The organism is Chitinophaga flava (assembly GCF_003308995.1).
GTDB lineage: Bacteria > Bacteroidota > Bacteroidia > Chitinophagales > Chitinophagaceae > Chitinophaga > Chitinophaga flava.
The window spans coordinates 283,566-297,866 of sequence record NZ_QFFJ01000003.1 but is presented as its reverse complement, the minus strand read 5'-3'; the positions used below and the strand labels follow the sequence as shown (position 1 = coordinate 297,866).

10 protein-coding genes are annotated in these 14,301 nt (G+C 44.1%); 5 read left to right on the top strand and 5 right to left on the bottom strand.

Annotation, left to right across the window (positions count from 1 at the left end; translation table 11 throughout):
- Nucleotides 1-13: 13 nt before the first annotated feature.
- The 3 genes from DF182_RS31875 to DF182_RS31865 all read left to right on the top strand — a co-directional run bounded on the left by DF182_RS31875 (nt 14) and on the right by DF182_RS31865 (nt 5,814).
- Entirely contained in the window at nt 14-3,655 is a 3,642-nt protein-coding gene (locus tag DF182_RS31875; RefSeq protein WP_161964345.1) for a SusC/RagA family TonB-linked outer membrane protein, read from the top strand.
- A 30-nt stretch (nt 3,656-3,685) separates the two neighbouring features.
- A complete protein-coding gene (locus DF182_RS31870) occupies nt 3,686-5,182 on the top strand; it encodes a RagB/SusD family nutrient uptake outer membrane protein (protein WP_113619952.1) in 1,497 nt (498 codons plus the stop codon).
- A gap of 101 nt (nt 5,183-5,283) precedes the next feature.
- Nucleotides 5,284-5,814, top strand: coding sequence for a hypothetical protein (locus DF182_RS31865; RefSeq protein ID WP_113619951.1), 531 nt, complete (start codon nt 5,284-5,286; stop codon nt 5,812-5,814).
- 75 nt (nt 5,815-5,889) lie between these two features.
- Here DF182_RS31865 and DF182_RS31860 read toward each other — a convergent pair whose 3' ends face one another.
- Complete coding sequence (locus DF182_RS31860) at nt 5,890-7,017, bottom strand: hypothetical protein (protein ID WP_113619950.1); 1,128 nt, start codon at nt 7,015-7,017, stop codon at nt 5,890-5,892.
- 248 nt (nt 7,018-7,265) lie between these two features.
- Here DF182_RS31860 and DF182_RS31855 point away from each other — a divergent pair, with 248 nt between their 5' ends.
- Nucleotides 7,266-8,048: an alpha/beta hydrolase gene (locus DF182_RS31855; RefSeq protein WP_113619949.1), complete on the top strand. Its 783-nt coding sequence runs from the start codon at nt 7,266-7,268 to the stop codon at nt 8,046-8,048.
- Nucleotides 8,049-8,132: 84 nt separating this feature from the next.
- Here DF182_RS31855 and DF182_RS31850 read toward each other — a convergent pair whose 3' ends face one another.
- Complete coding sequence (locus DF182_RS31850; protein ID WP_113619948.1) at nt 8,133-8,744, bottom strand: isochorismatase family protein; 612 nt, start codon at nt 8,742-8,744, stop codon at nt 8,133-8,135.
- Nucleotides 8,745-8,897: 153 nt separating this feature from the next.
- On the opposite strand from DF182_RS31850, the gene DF182_RS31845 reads away from it, so the two are divergent.
- Nucleotides 8,898-9,482, top strand: coding sequence for a Crp/Fnr family transcriptional regulator (locus DF182_RS31845; RefSeq protein WP_113619947.1), 585 nt, complete (start codon nt 8,898-8,900; stop codon nt 9,480-9,482).
- Nucleotides 9,483-9,561: 79 nt separating this feature from the next.
- On the opposite strand, the gene DF182_RS31840 is transcribed toward DF182_RS31845, so the two are convergent.
- The 3 genes from DF182_RS31840 to DF182_RS31830 form a co-directional block, all read right to left on the bottom strand.
- Entirely contained in the window at nt 9,562-10,596 is a 1,035-nt protein-coding gene (locus DF182_RS31840; RefSeq protein WP_113619946.1) for a lipase family protein, read from the bottom strand.
- Nucleotides 10,597-10,847: 251 nt separating this feature from the next.
- Complete coding sequence (locus tag DF182_RS31835) at nt 10,848-12,230, bottom strand: SpoIID/LytB domain-containing protein (protein WP_113619945.1); 1,383 nt, start codon at nt 12,228-12,230, stop codon at nt 10,848-10,850.
- A 426-nt stretch (nt 12,231-12,656) separates the two neighbouring features.
- Nucleotides 12,657-13,742, bottom strand: coding sequence for an aminotransferase class V-fold PLP-dependent enzyme (locus tag DF182_RS31830; protein WP_113619944.1), 1,086 nt, complete (start codon nt 13,740-13,742; stop codon nt 12,657-12,659).
- Nucleotides 13,743-14,301: the final 559 nt, after the last annotated feature.

Below are 14,301 nucleotides of genomic sequence, written 5' to 3'. Positions count from 1 at the left end.
AGGAAAGAAAATTTTGGCCGTTGACCCTCTATATAAGGAAAAATTTGGTACCGCAGTAATCTATGCCACTGGTAGAAAAATACTGCATGTCCAGTTGCCGGGCAGGTTATTGCTGCGGATAGGGTTTGTTTTGTACCTGTGCTTATGCCAGGTTCATGCTGCATGCTCGCAGGATACGCCGGCAAAGGACTTCCCACTGGTAACCGTAGACGTGGAAAATATCTCCTTTGATGAGCTGATACAAATGCTGAGGAAGCAGGTGGCCTTTCAGTTTTTTTATAGCAGCGGTCAGGATAAGTTGCCTGGCCCTGTCAGTCTCCATTTAAAACAGGTGCCGTTAATAACGGTACTGGATAAGGTATTACCGAAATACAACTGGGAATACCTGGTAGATAAGAACATTATTATTATCAGACCGGTAACTGACCATAAACGTAGTATAGGCGTCGGAGTTATACCTGTACAGGTATCGGGCATTGTAACTGACGAACAGGGACAGCCGGTGAGTTATGTCAGCGTAGTGGATACCAGCACCGGTAAAGGCGCCCTGACAGATGAATACGGAAGGTATAAGCTGGAGACACTGTCCGGCATAACATTGTTGTTTTCCTGCCTGGGCTTTGAAGGCAGGAAAGTACAGATAAAGGGAGATACTGTCCTCCTGGTGCAATTAAAGACATATGCGCAGGTGGTAAATGAAGTGATTGTCACCGGTTATCAACGGGTAAAAGGGTGGGAGATGACGGGTGCTGTTTTTAAAACAAAAAACGAAGAACTGCGTATACCGGGCATTAACAGGATAGATCAGCTCCTGCAGGGGAGTATCCCCGGGGCAAACGTAACGATGTCATCCGGCGGGGTAGGTACAGCCCCTAAAATACGTATCCGCGGCACTTCTACCGTGTTGGGTAACCAGGAGCCTTTATGGGTAATAGATGGTATTGTGAGCGAATCTCCTTATCCATATAAAACGGAGAATCAGACAGAGCTCATGAAAGCCACAGACAGGGCTGCCATAGAAGCTGGTCTCAGCATATTGGGCAACTGTATCACCGGGCTCAATCCGGATGATATAGCGGAGATCGTTGTGCTAAAAGATGCGTCGGCCACGGCTATTTACGGCTCAAGGGCCGCCAACGGTGTGATGGTGGTTACTACCAAAAAAGGAAAAAGAGGTCCTCCGCAATTGAATATCCGGACCGATATAACGGTAACGGATAAACCCGGTTATAAAAACATGAACCGGATGGATGCCTCAGAAAGAATATCTCTCTCCAGAGAAATTTTTGACAAAGGCATCATCTACCCGGATGACGTGTTGCCATCTGTAGGTTACGAAGGGGCCCTCTTCCGCTTGCTCAAAAATGAAATCAGCCCGGAGACCTTCCAGTCGGAAGTAGCACAACTGGAACGGAATAATACAAATTGGTTCAACGTACTATTCAGAAATGCACTTTCCATTAATTCCTATGCAAACATAAGTGGGGGGAACAACCGTATCAGCTACTTTGGCTCACTGGGACGTACCAACGAAAATGGCAATGCCATCGGGAATGAAATGGACCGGACCAGTACACGCTTCAAAGCGGATATCAAACTGCTGAAATTCGCCGATGCAGGGATTTATTTCAGCAGTTCCTCCTACCGTACAAAGGGCTTTTTTGATGGCCTCAACCCATTTGAATATGCCTTGAATACAAACCGGGTGATTAAGGCAGATGAACATTATTACGCCAGTATGGGCGAGGCCTATGCTCCGGCGGATTTCGTATATGGCAAACCGTTACTACGCTTTAATTTTCTGGATGAACTGGCCCATTCCGGGAATACCAATACCTGCAATTCTATCAATGTGGCTGTTAACCTGAATGTCAGGTTTGCACAAAAATTCCGCTGGGAGTCTGTATATGCTTTTGAGCATGATGCCACCAGCAACAGGCGTTGGGCAGATGAACGATCATTTGCTGCTGCTCTTTTACGTAAAGCAAATTACGAGGATAGGTTTGGCGCGGATATTAATATTCTTCATACTGATGTCATTAGTAAAAAAAGTCTGACCTGGCGTAACACGTTGCATTTTTACCAGGCATCCGGTAAACGGCAGCAACATACTATCAGCGCTATGGCTGGTATGGAAGTACGCCGGAATGTATACGAAGGACAATCCCAAAGTACAGCCCAGCCAGGCTGCGAAACAGATGACGGGCCCGTTGCTGTCAACTCCGTCTTTAATTTTTTATCTTTTTATGGCAGCATTTCCTATGCTTATCTGCAAAAATATATTGTCAGTGTAAATACACGCACGGATGCTTCCAATCGTTTTGCAGCCGGCTCTCCTCACCGGTTTAATCCTATATGGTCTGCAGGTATCCGCTGGAATATGAAACAAGAGAAATGGCTGGAAAAAACACAGTGGCTCGACAACCTGGCGCTGCGGGCTTCTTTCGGGTATCAGGGTAATACGGTAGAATCGATATCTCCTTATTTGCTGGCCACCAATGTGAACCCGTCTTTTGATCCATATACCGGTCAGCATTATCTGGGCATCCGGAATTTACCCTATACCGATCTCCGCTGGGAAAAAACAAGAAGTATCAATACCGGTATAGATGTGGCGCTCTTCCGCAACCGCCTCCGGATAACAGGCGACTATTATTACAAGGTAACTTCTGATGTGATCATGAAACAGCGCGTACCGGAAGAATACGGGGTTTCCGATTCGTTTATAAATGGTGGGGAAATATTGAATAAGGGATGGGAGCTGGCGTTGCAATGGATCGCTGTTAACAGGAAAAAATTGAGTTGGGAGGTGCAGGTGATAGTGGGGAAAAACAATAACCTGGTGATGGATACACGCGCCAATGCAAAGCTGGCTTCACTAGTAAAAGGCAAGGCCGTCGTTAATGGGAAACCTTTGGGCAGCCTGTGGTCTTTCCCTTATGCGGGCCTTTCTCCCAGAGATGGCCAGCCACTATTCAGATACCTTGACATAGAAAAAGATACCGATCGTTTACTGCATGGTAGCCCTGCTGATTATCTGGTATACAGTGGTAGCAGCGAACCGGTTTTTTCAGGAGGATTTCATTCAACAGTACGATGGAGCCGCTTTTCCTTGTCCACCGGTTTTAGTGTACAGCTGGGATATACTGTGCGTCTGAATCCGTTGATGCAGGCAGGTTCAGGAGGTTATTACCGGCCACCTGCCCCCGATAAAAATGTAAGTAAAGAATTGATTGCGCGATGGCAGCAATGCGGGGATGAAAAATTTACCAACGTCCCTTCTATTTACTCTTTCAGGTATGATCCTGCTGAATATTCTATTGGCAGGTATTTTGGAGACCTTTCCCTGAGTAAAGAAGGTAATACTTTATACCGCTATGATCTGTATAATTATAGCGACCTGATATCCGTGAAGGGTGACCATCTGCGTTGTAACTACATCACAATAGGATATCAGGTGGATAACAAAAATATCAGATGGATGAAAGGAGTCACCGGCGCCAATGTTTCGGTGAGCGTTAATAATGCTTTTGTGATAAGAGATAGAAGACTGAAAGGACAGGACCCGGAGATACAAAGTATGTCTGCTACAGAGAATACAGCTGCACTGCCCCGCTACAGGAGTTATGTGCTGAGTATAAATCTGCAGCTATAAGATAGGTGAACACTGCTATATTTCTGCAACATGAAAAAAATGGTAAAGCAACATATCAGAACAAGTGGCAGGTGTGCCAGGTGCATCCTGTTTGTGGTGGTGCTTTTTTTGGGCAGCTGCACCAAATTCCTGGAACAGCCTTCGCCGGATGAGTTCAAACCGTCTACAGTGGCGGATCTCCGGAAGATACTGCGGTACGAGGGATATCCGGATGCCAACCGCTCGTTTCATCCGTATATGAGTCTGCTGGATGATGACATCAAATGTATGGGGCCTGATGAAGGTTCCTCCTGCTGGCGGCAGGGAAGGCCTGCGTTTACGTGGAGTAAAAAAATGTACCGGGAGATGCGGCTGAATGGGGATAATGATCCGGATACTTATGGCAAATATTATCAAAGAATCAAAGGATGCAATGTAGTACTGGATAATATACAACTGGTGAAAGGGAGGCAGCTGGAGAAAGACCAGCTGGAAGGGGAGGCCCTGGCACTAAGGGCTTATTATTATTTTATGCTGGTAAACCTTTATGGATGGCCGTTTAATGACTTGCTTCATACACCTGACAGAGCATTGGGGGTACCGCTGATATTATCAGGTAAGGTAACGGATGCCTGCCTGCGCCGCAATACGGTATTGGAGGTGTACAATCAGGTTGTAAGTGATATTACAAAAGGATGTTTGCTGTTGGAAAAAACGGATGAGCATCAGAATGTTTTCAGTATGAACAAAGAAGCTGCCTGGCTGCTTGCCAGCCGTATATTTCTGTATATGGAAAACTGGGATAACGTGATTGTATATGATGATAAACTACTGGCGGAAAGGTTTCAGCTGGAAAATATGCGGTTCTGGGCTTCCATGTCTTTCAGGGATACAGCAGACAAATCGCAGGAATGTTACATCAATCCATTCAATAAGGAAATACTTTTTCTTTATGGTTGTGTAAATGAATACAGTTATCTCGGTTTGAGCAAATTCAGTACTACTCCCCGCTACTGTGCCTCTGATGCGCTGAATGCATCTTACGAGCCAGGGGATTTCCGTGCAGATGTTTATTTAAATGCCTGGAAAACCTCTGGCGAATTTTCAAAAGTAAATTATAAAGCACGGCTGGGTAAATCTTTCCGTTTACCGGAGGCCTATCTTAACAGGGCAGAAGCTTGTGTCAGAAAATATATGCAAAGGGGAGATGCGGGATTGTTGCAAAAAGCGGTAACAGATCTTAATCGTCTTCGCCAGTACCGGTTTTCAAGCAAGGCTTTTGTTCCAGTGGCTGTTGCAGGATATTACAATAATCCCCAACAGCTGTTACAGTTGTGCCTGGAAGAACGCAGACGGGAACTGTGTTTTGAGGAACAGCGCTGGTTTGATCTGCGCCGTCAGGGTATGCCGGCCATTACTCATTTTTATTATACGGATGAAAAAAAGAAGCCGCTTGCCTACCAGCTGCCAGGGAAAAGCAACAACTACGTACTCCAGATACCGGACATGGCGGTGGTGAATAATCCTTTGCTGGAACAAAACCCATGATTGGGAAACTTAATTTTTCCAGTTGGATGTTTTAGTTATTTTCGCGCCGGAGACTAACATTTAGTTCCTAAGTAAATAAAAACTCAACCCATCATCGGAAAATGAAAATAGCTGTTTTTTCTGCCACCCTCTTTTTAATGTTGTTTGCTTTTCACCCATTATCTGCCCAGCAAAACGATCCTGCTTCAACAGTAAAAAAACTGTTTACTTTATTGGATAATCCCAAAAGTCCAGTAAATAAAGAGAATCAATGCTTCAAAGAAGTAGACGGTCTGGACATCCTGAAGCTGAACAAACCTTATATCAAAGAGTATTTGAATAACCTCAAAAATACAGGGTTGTTTTCTCCTGCTTATTTAGCAGAAAAAGAAAAGTATTATCAGCAGATGGAAAAAGATATTAAAAAGGAAGGATATGCCAGCGGCAGAGATGCTGATGAATATACGCTTAGCCAGGACCCGCCGGAAACGAAGGAAATAATGGAGGCCCTGCAAAAATCAAAACCGGTGATATCCGGCAACACAGCCACTGTCCCCCTGAGTTTTAAAAATAGGTATAAGTTGATTTACAAACTGGTAAAAGTAAATAACAACTGGCTCATTAATGATATCGATGCTTCATACCCAAAGTAAGCCAGCTTTATATAGAAAAAGGGCCTGCCAGCATTTATACCGGCAGGCCCTTTTTTATTTTGTAGTGGTTCCTGATCACTTTACGCCGGAGAGTTTATTCTCCAGTGCTTTCAGTTGTTTGCTTTGCTCCTGTAATAATTCCTGCTGATTCAATATAAGTTGTTGCTGCGCTTCCATTTTCTTATGCTGATCAATCATGTACAGGGTTAATTCTTCTATCTTTCGCAGGAGGTTGGCCTGGTTTTGACCCAGATCAAGCCCTTGTTCACTTACTTCTTTTGCAGAAGGTATTTCCGGAAGATGTTTATGTTCTTTGATGAAGTTTTCCAGTTGTCCTAATGAAGGAAGACTATAGGAGGGATCAAATACATAATCCGGCCAGCCATCCAATGTCACTTTAACTTTCTTTGCGAAAAGATCACCATTCACTGCAAGCGTGGCCTGAGGTGTTGTGGTGCCTATTCCTACCTTTCCACCAGTGGGGTTGAGCAGGAGACTGGTGTTAGGGCCTTCTCCTTCTCCGATTTGCATCTTGGTTTCCCAGACTGGTGTGGCACTGATACCGATCTGGAAAGATATGGTACCGGTGCTTGCATTTCTGTAGATCCTGAACCCATAGGTACCGTTAGCCCTGCTGATCGTCAGTGCATGGTGCTGATCTGATGCCAGATGTAACTGACTGGCAGGAGTGATGGTACCGATCCCGGTTTGTCCGTTGTTATCAATAGTGAACCTGTCAAGTGTTGCTGTTCTGATGCGAAAATCGTTATTGGGAGTGTACCATCCGATCGCATAATTATTGGAACCGGAGGCCCAGTATCCGCTGGTTTTCACGGTATGAAAATTACCATTGGAGTATACGGGGCCTTTAATTTGTAACATAGAAACGCCATCATCTGCCGCGTTATTGATCAGTGTACGTCCTTGCAGGTAAATTCCTCCCAGGTTGCCATTGTCAATATAGAAATTTCTATTGTAGGCACTGCCATAGCCAATATAGGCCTGTGCTGAGCCGTCGGAGTTATACCATCTCAGGTAGTTTTCTCCATTTAGCGTAACGTTTTTAAAGATGATGTTTTCTCCGTCCCTTTGTGATACATTTCCTTGTTTGGTTACCTCCTGTAAGGTTGGTGTTTGAGCTTCAGTCTGCAGAAAGGTAAGGGTCAAAGCGGGGAGCACTAAAAAAGCGAGTTTCTTTGGCATAGGTATTTTTTTATACAAACAGGTACAATATAAAAAATAAACCTGTTTGCCACGCCCTGAAAGCTTGACTAGATATACCGTACTACACCGCTCCGGATGAGGTAATTACTTACCAGGTCTACCGAAAACTTTTTGAAAGCATTCCTGTTCTATAGGATAGTTTGTTTGCCACCAACCGGCCCTGTTTGCGCCTGGATGCGGATTCAGCCGAAGAAGTGGACTGATTAAATCATCAAAACCCCAATGCAATGAAAAATTTACTCAAAAAAGCGAAAAGAAATTGTCTTGTGTTTATCCTGATACTGTGTGTGAGCTTCCTGGGAGCTGTTAGTATACAGGCACAGCAAATCAAAAACGTAGTACTGGTACATGGAGCATTTGCAGATGGTTCTGGCTGGAGAGCGCTTTATGAAAACCTTACCAGGAAAGGGTTTCATGTTTCAGTGGTACAAAACCCGCTGACCTCCCTGGAAGATGATGTGGCTGCTACGAGGGTGGTATTGGATAATCAGGATGGACCGGTTATACTGGTAGGACATTCATGGGGAGGAGCTGTTATTACGGAAGCAGGGAATCATCCTAAAGTCGCCTCACTTGTTTATGTAGCGGCCTTCCAGCCCGACAATGGAGAGTCTGCTTTACAATGGCTGCAAAAGGCACCGCCAGCGCCCGAAAACGGTGTGCTGCCTCCGGATTCGAGAGGAATTGTTTACTACGACAAAGCCAAATACCATGCAGGATTCTGTGCAGATATTCCAAAGGAGCTCGCCGATTTTATGTATGCGTCACAGGGGGCTTTTTATGCGAAGGGATTCACCACACCGATCACCCATGCCGCCTGGAGGGATAAGCCGGCATTTGCATGCATCGCTACAGAAGATAAGAGCATTGCTCCGGAGATCCAGCGCGCCATGTACAAACGTTCCAATACAAAAACTACAGACGTCAAAGGGAGCCATGTGATCTATATGTCCCAGCCACAGGCTGTAGCAGCCGTGATTGAAGAGGCAGCAAAAGTGAACGTGAAATAATTTCCATCATTTGTTCAATATTAAAAAAGGCTTGTAAGTTAATCTTACAAGCCTTTTATCTTTTTATGGTATTGTAATAAGCCTTTATTGTTGGGAATATTCTGCGATAAAAGTCGGAAGTCCCCAACTGGTGCTCAGGGCTCCATAAATAGCTGATGCTTCAGGTCGTGCATTATCTCCAAGTATTTCCATTAGTACTGCTGTGAAGTTGACGGGGATAATACCTTTTTGAACCATTCGGGTAAGCGCCCAGTCCTGGATATCCTTACTCCATGTGCCGGAAATATCCATTACTGCATAAACCTGATATCCTGCTTCCTGGATGGATAGTGCAGGGAAGGCCAGACAAACTTCTACGCTAACGCCTGCAAGTATAATATTCTTTTTGCCGGATGCTTCAATCTGTTTCCTGATAGCAGGATCTTCCCAGGAATTGATGATAGTTCGGTTTACGGGTTTACTTTCCGGAAATATCCTGACAAGGTCAGGCGAAATAGGACCAAAGCCACCTAATCCCTGAAAAGTTAGAATGGTTGGTATATTCAGTGTTTTGATTGCATTGGCAAAAGCCAGGAGATTATTCTTTAATGCCAGGGGCTCCATGCTTTTTACATTCATTATCAGCCCCGGTTGGTGGTCGATCAGCATCACCAGCGAATTGTCGGCGGTGAGCTTATTATTAATGATGTTTGCCATTTTTTTATTTTATAGTTATTTTTAAGAAATGCTTATGTAACTTATAAACCTCAGATTTTCTTTAGTAAAATTAGACCACTGCAATGGCTTGGAAAATAAGATTTCTTAAGAATGATAAGCTGGCATTAGGTATATATTAAGTTTTGAAATAAAATGGAATTCGATCAAATCCTTAACAACATCAGTAGATATGTACTTCTTACCAAAGAAGAAACAGATGAATTTTGTTCGTTGTTAACGGTGAGGCGGCTGAAACAGAAAGAATATCTGCTTCGTGAAGGAGAGATATGTATCTACGAGAATTATGTCAACAAAGGTTGTTTAAGGACCTTTAGTTTGGACAAAGCAGGGACGGAAACAAATTTCTATTTTGCCATAGAGAATTGGTGGATATCAGATATACACAGCCGGACTTATCGGGTCCCTTCTCTGTGTAATATTGTTGCGATTGAAGATACTGAAGTGGTACAGATAGCTCAAACCAGCCTGGAGCAGTTTCTGGACAAGGTTCCTAAGCTTGAACACTTTTTCCGCATATTATATCAACATTCAATAGCGGGACATCAATTAAGGCTATTACAATTGCTGCGGCTGACAGCTGAAGAACGCTATCTCGATTTCAGAGAGAAATATCCGGAGTTTGACAAACGGATTCCTCAAAAACAAATTGCATCATACCTGGGCCTTACTCCGGAATTTTTCAGTACGGTTAGAACAAAGGTTCTAAGAAGAAGTTGATAGGTTGAGGCTGTCTCCCAGCTTTTACAAACATAGGAGACAGTCTCTCTTTTTATGTTGATACTTTCTGATGATCTGTTCAAATAACCGCCTGCGCTGATGCTGGCTGGCTAACTTTTACCGGCAGTGGTGCACCGAGGAAGCCGGCGTAGTAGTTAAGCCCATGCTGAGGGCCTACCTGACCAAGCCAATCTACGATGCTATTCTCTGTAAGATTAGGATTCAGGTCTGTCGGAAAGATGATATAATTATTCTTTATTGGCTGCACGTAACCATTCTTTGCGAATATGCCTGCAATCGCCACATAAGCATCATGCAGTGTAAGATTCGGGCCGTTGAGGGTAATCGTTTTGGGATTAAAGGTAACCGTAATCTTATTGGCATCCGGAGTTTTTGGGGAAAACGTATTGCTGGTATACAGAAGCCCGGTAAAAACAGGAAATTTCGGGACCATATCATTTTGATTCTCGTAATGCCATGCTGAAGGCAGCTTGTTATCCAGGTCCAGTGCAAAATCAAGATTTCCGGAAGCGGGGGCCGCAAAGGTGAAAAGAGAAACATTGGAGGTGGAAAGATTATTCTCCTTCAGTTTCTGTACATAATACGAGGTATATACGTTTGCGATATTGCCGCCAAGGCTATGTCCTGTAATGATCAGCTGTTTGCCGGTGCCGGTCGCATTGGCTAACAGATACTCGCCAATAGACTTACCAGAGCCCAGTGAATCTTCCATGAGGAGCATATTCGTGAAAGCAATATAAGCTCCTGCGGCAATAAGGGGCTTTTTAGTATTGGCATAAGGCCAACCTACCATTACAATCGCATTCAGGTCTTCCAGGATCCAGTTTGCAAAGGTTTCCCAGCTATTAAAACCGTTGAAAACTGAGCCACGGATGACCAGCGCATATTTTTTTTCGGAAGCATTAAACGCAATATATGCGTAGTTGTCATCAAGAGTCGGCTTGCCGTTCCAGACTACCTTCCAGCCAGGCATGAGTGTACCAATGTCATTAACAAGTGTTGGGTCGAGCGTCAATGAACAAAGCTGTACTGCAACTTTTGCATCTGCGGGTTGTGCTCCGTTAGTGGATTGGGCGGAAGTTTTGGGTTCCATAGAAATACTATTTGAGGGTGAGAAAATAAATGGTTACATGGTTTATATGGTTAAATTGAGTGGTTAAATTAGTAAAATTATTCGGATTCCTAACATAATTAACAAACTTGTCAAGTTCATAAAAGAGAAGACGCCTCAAAAGTAAAAACGAGGTATTGATTGAGGTTTAGCATCCGTCGAAATACTAAAAGAAAAAGGACGTCTCAAAATAAATGAGACGTCCTTTTTCTTTTATATGTGATAATCCCTGATTACTGTGCTACCACGCCACCTGGGCTGTAATAGTGATCCAGTATCCAGCGGAAGTCTTTATCGCTTGCCCAGAAGCTGGAACCCCATTGGCACATACCTCTTCCATGACCGTTGGTAGCGCGGCCTGCGCATCGTGCATCTGAAATACAAGGCCAGGAGCTGCCTGTGCCGCTGTATCCGTCGCCACAACCTGCATTATTGTTTTCTGCAGAATATTCTGATCTGAAGATTGCTCCGTTTTGATACAAAGAGATGCCGGCTGTTGCTCTGGCTGCATTGATGGTGGAACTGGCTGTCTCGCTGCCCCAGGCTTGTGAGCATGGAGTGCTGGAGATATCGTAGTTGCTTCTTATAGGGTGCAGTGCATGCCATGCGCCATAAGAACGATATGCTACAGCGCCAGCTTGCAGTGAGGCAGCTTTCCAGCTGGAAATCCATTCGTTGTCGAGGCCGGATTCTGTATAGGATTCGAGGCTCATTACCTGTACAGAGCTGCAGGTAAGGCAGGAGCAGCTAAGCCCTACACGGATACTGGCGGGCAAAGCCAAAGCAGCGGCAGCTTTGCCTAATGCATTGGTATTGTTTTCGGCGGCTACGGCAGTTGCTTCTCTTTGCTGGGCTTCGCTGGCTGTTCTGTCAAACAGCCCTTGGCGCAGGTATTCCACGTCTTCATTCGCTGCTCTCATATTGGAGGATGGTGAAGAAGAGCTGGTGCTGCGGAGCTGTATTTTAAAGGTGTAAGATCCCGGTACGAGATAAAAGTTTTTCAGTACATGTGTTGCATAGCCAGCTTTAGCAGCACTGAGGGTGATGTTTTCCGGTTTAACATCAGGGGTGCTTTTACCCGGATCAACCGGGAAGCTGGTGGAGAAATAACCTTTACCATCTGTCCTGGCCTTATATGCGCCGAGGTCCAGTTCCACATCTGCCAGTGGTGCATGTTCATCAGCATCGCTTAGGTATCCGCTGATGGTGATCATGTTGGTAGTACCTGCATCCCTGCCTGTTATGGCTGCGGCCTGGTTTGCGGGGTCCATGTTAACATGCGCATAGATAACGGAGTCTTCTCCTGTTGAGAAGTAGGTCTCCAGTTGATTATAACCTTGTCCGTTTACGGTGAAGGTAAATTTTCCGTTGACGGCCAGAAATGAAGCTGCTCCGTTCTTCCCGGCTGTCAGCTGGCTTTCTTTTCCGTCAGGTGCTTTAACATTGATAGTGGCATTCGGGATGGCGAAGCCGGTAGTACCGTCTGTGACAGCGAATTCAATACGGGTAGTCTGGCCGTTCTCCGGTTTAACTGGGCTGCTGCTATTGTCCCGTTTGGCGCAAGAGCTTACAATGGCCCATCCGGCCAGGGTAATCATAAGAAATTGTTTTTTCATGTATTTGGATTTTGGGTTAAAGGTTTTTCAGGGTGACAGATCGTGGCAATCGTGGAATTATTCAAGATACGAATGTTGTTGATGATGACTGAAAGCTACTACTTTGGACTGCAGTCATAATTGCAATAAACATATAAAAACAACAAAACCCGCTAAATAGCGGGTCTGTTGTTTTGTGTCATCATAAGCAAACGTCCATTATCTTATCATAATGGATTATCTGCGTTAGTCCACGCATAAGTGGTGTAATTATTCTTTCATGGGCTATTTTTTGATATCTGGAGATAGATAAAATGAGTTATGCAATAGAAAGTACAGATGTAATATAAGATAACATATATCACATGTTTCCGCTGATTTCCGCGCAAATTACATGCTGTTATTGTATTCGCACAGCAGTATAAAATTTTTTTGACTGGAAACTGCTCATTGTTTGCTCCAATCACTGATACAATGTAGTATGGCGGTTATATCGTCCTCTGTATTATAATAATGAGCACTGATACGGATCAATCCATTTCGTAAAGTGGTGATGATATTGTTTTGCGAGAGCCATGTATGTAATCCGCCGGGTTCTTCCACAACGATAATGGAGCTTCTGTTTTCCAGCGTCTGTCCGCCGATGACACGGACAGGCAACGATGCCAGTCCGGATAACAGTTTTTGCGCTAGCCCGAAGTTATGTTGCGCTATCTGTGGTATGCCGGTTTTGTTTTTTTCTGCCAGTGATGCCTGCATGATCATAAAACCAAACATATCCAGACTGCCAGGCTCGTAGTTATTAATTGACACGTCATTAATATATCCATCGTCGGTGAACAGGAACGTCTGGCTGTTGTTGCCACTAATTTTAGGGGGATGGGTTTGTAAAAAGGATTCGTTCATATACAGCAGGCCGTTTCCGTATCCTGCGTTCATCCATTTATAGTTGCTGGCGATGAGTACATCCACAGGTAGTGCAGACATATTTGTTTCCATGGCGCCGAGGCTCTGCGTAGCATCTACGATGAACACTGCATTGTTATCGCGGCAAATATTCCCCAATTGCGCCAGATTAGCCTTGAATCCGCTCTGGTACTGTACATGGCTGATTGCAACGATATTTATTTTTTTCTCTTTGATAATAGTGCTGATCTTATCCTGATCAATAAAAAATCCATCTTCATCATCTATCCAGGTAATATCAAAATTATTGATCACAAAAGGAATGTATAATGAAGGATAATCTTTGCGGTATAAAAGCACTTTTTCATTGCCTTTCAGCGACTGGACGACTGCATTCATCGCAAATGAAAAATTGGGAATGAGCGCAACGTTTTTGGGATCGGTGTTCAATAAAGCAGCGGCATCAGCCTTGATGGACGCTTGCAGCTCATTGCGCCACCGTTCGCTCGATGTTGATCCGTTGGAGGTGAAACTACTGTACCAACTGAACCCTGCCTGCATAATGGACTCAGGGATCAGGCCGCAGGCGGCAGTATTCAGGTAAACTAAAGGCTTTTTCTCTGACATGGCAATCTGATTTTACAAACATTGTCGATTGCCGCTAAAATATAAAAAAATTTGTATAATTCATTTCTCCTGTCGTCAGACAAATGGTAGGTGCTGTATGTAATACTTGTGTATCAGTATGTTTGTGGGTGTTTTTACAGATGTTAGTATTCCGAATTTTGTATGTTATTTCATTGCTGAAAATATTTTGCAGTTGAAAAGATTAGTTTTAAATTCTGTAGACGATATGTTCGCGATGGGCTACTGGTGTGCGCGTCGGTAGTGTGTGTACAGTGTTATGTTAATAATAAAATTTTCCTATGAGGCTATTATACATGTATCGGTTTTGTTGTTGCGGAGATGTTCTTTGCAGGAATAGCCGTTTTTTATATATGTCGATTGTGTCTTCCCTGTTTTTGATCAATTGTAGTTCACTTATTCCGGTTGTGTCTGTTGAATGCTGTCCGTAAGGACATCGGATATACGATAGTCGCCGGACTGCAAAAATCGAGGAAACCCTTTTTGTAACTGTCATGCTGTTAAAGCTGCCAGTGATTGCTGTTTTATGGCAGATATATAC

What these genes read in the sequence shown, in the direction of transcription:
- DF182_RS31870 (WP_113619952.1), top strand. Translation starts at nt 3,686, where the DNA reads ATGAAAAAAATGGTAAAGCAACATATCAGAACAAGTGGCAGGTGTGCC.
- DF182_RS31865 (WP_113619951.1), top strand. Translation starts at nt 5,284, where the DNA reads ATGAAAATAGCTGTTTTTTCTGCCACCCTCTTTTTAATGTTGTTTGCT.
- DF182_RS31860 (WP_113619950.1), bottom strand. Translation starts at nt 7,017, where the DNA reads ATGCCAAAGAAACTCGCTTTTTTAGTGCTCCCCGCTTTGACCCTTACC.
- DF182_RS31855 (WP_113619949.1), top strand. Translation starts at nt 7,266, where the DNA reads ATGAAAAATTTACTCAAAAAAGCGAAAAGAAATTGTCTTGTGTTTATC.
- DF182_RS31850 (WP_113619948.1), bottom strand. Translation starts at nt 8,744, where the DNA reads ATGGCAAACATCATTAATAATAAGCTCACCGCCGACAATTCGCTGGTG.
- DF182_RS31845 (WP_113619947.1), top strand. Translation starts at nt 8,898, where the DNA reads ATGGAATTCGATCAAATCCTTAACAACATCAGTAGATATGTACTTCTT.
- DF182_RS31840 (WP_113619946.1), bottom strand. Translation starts at nt 10,596, where the DNA reads ATGGAACCCAAAACTTCCGCCCAATCCACTAACGGAGCACAACCCGCA.
- DF182_RS31835 (WP_113619945.1), bottom strand. Translation starts at nt 12,230, where the DNA reads ATGAAAAAACAATTTCTTATGATTACCCTGGCCGGATGGGCCATTGTA.
- DF182_RS31830 (WP_113619944.1), bottom strand. Translation starts at nt 13,742, where the DNA reads ATGTCAGAGAAAAAGCCTTTAGTTTACCTGAATACTGCCGCCTGCGGC.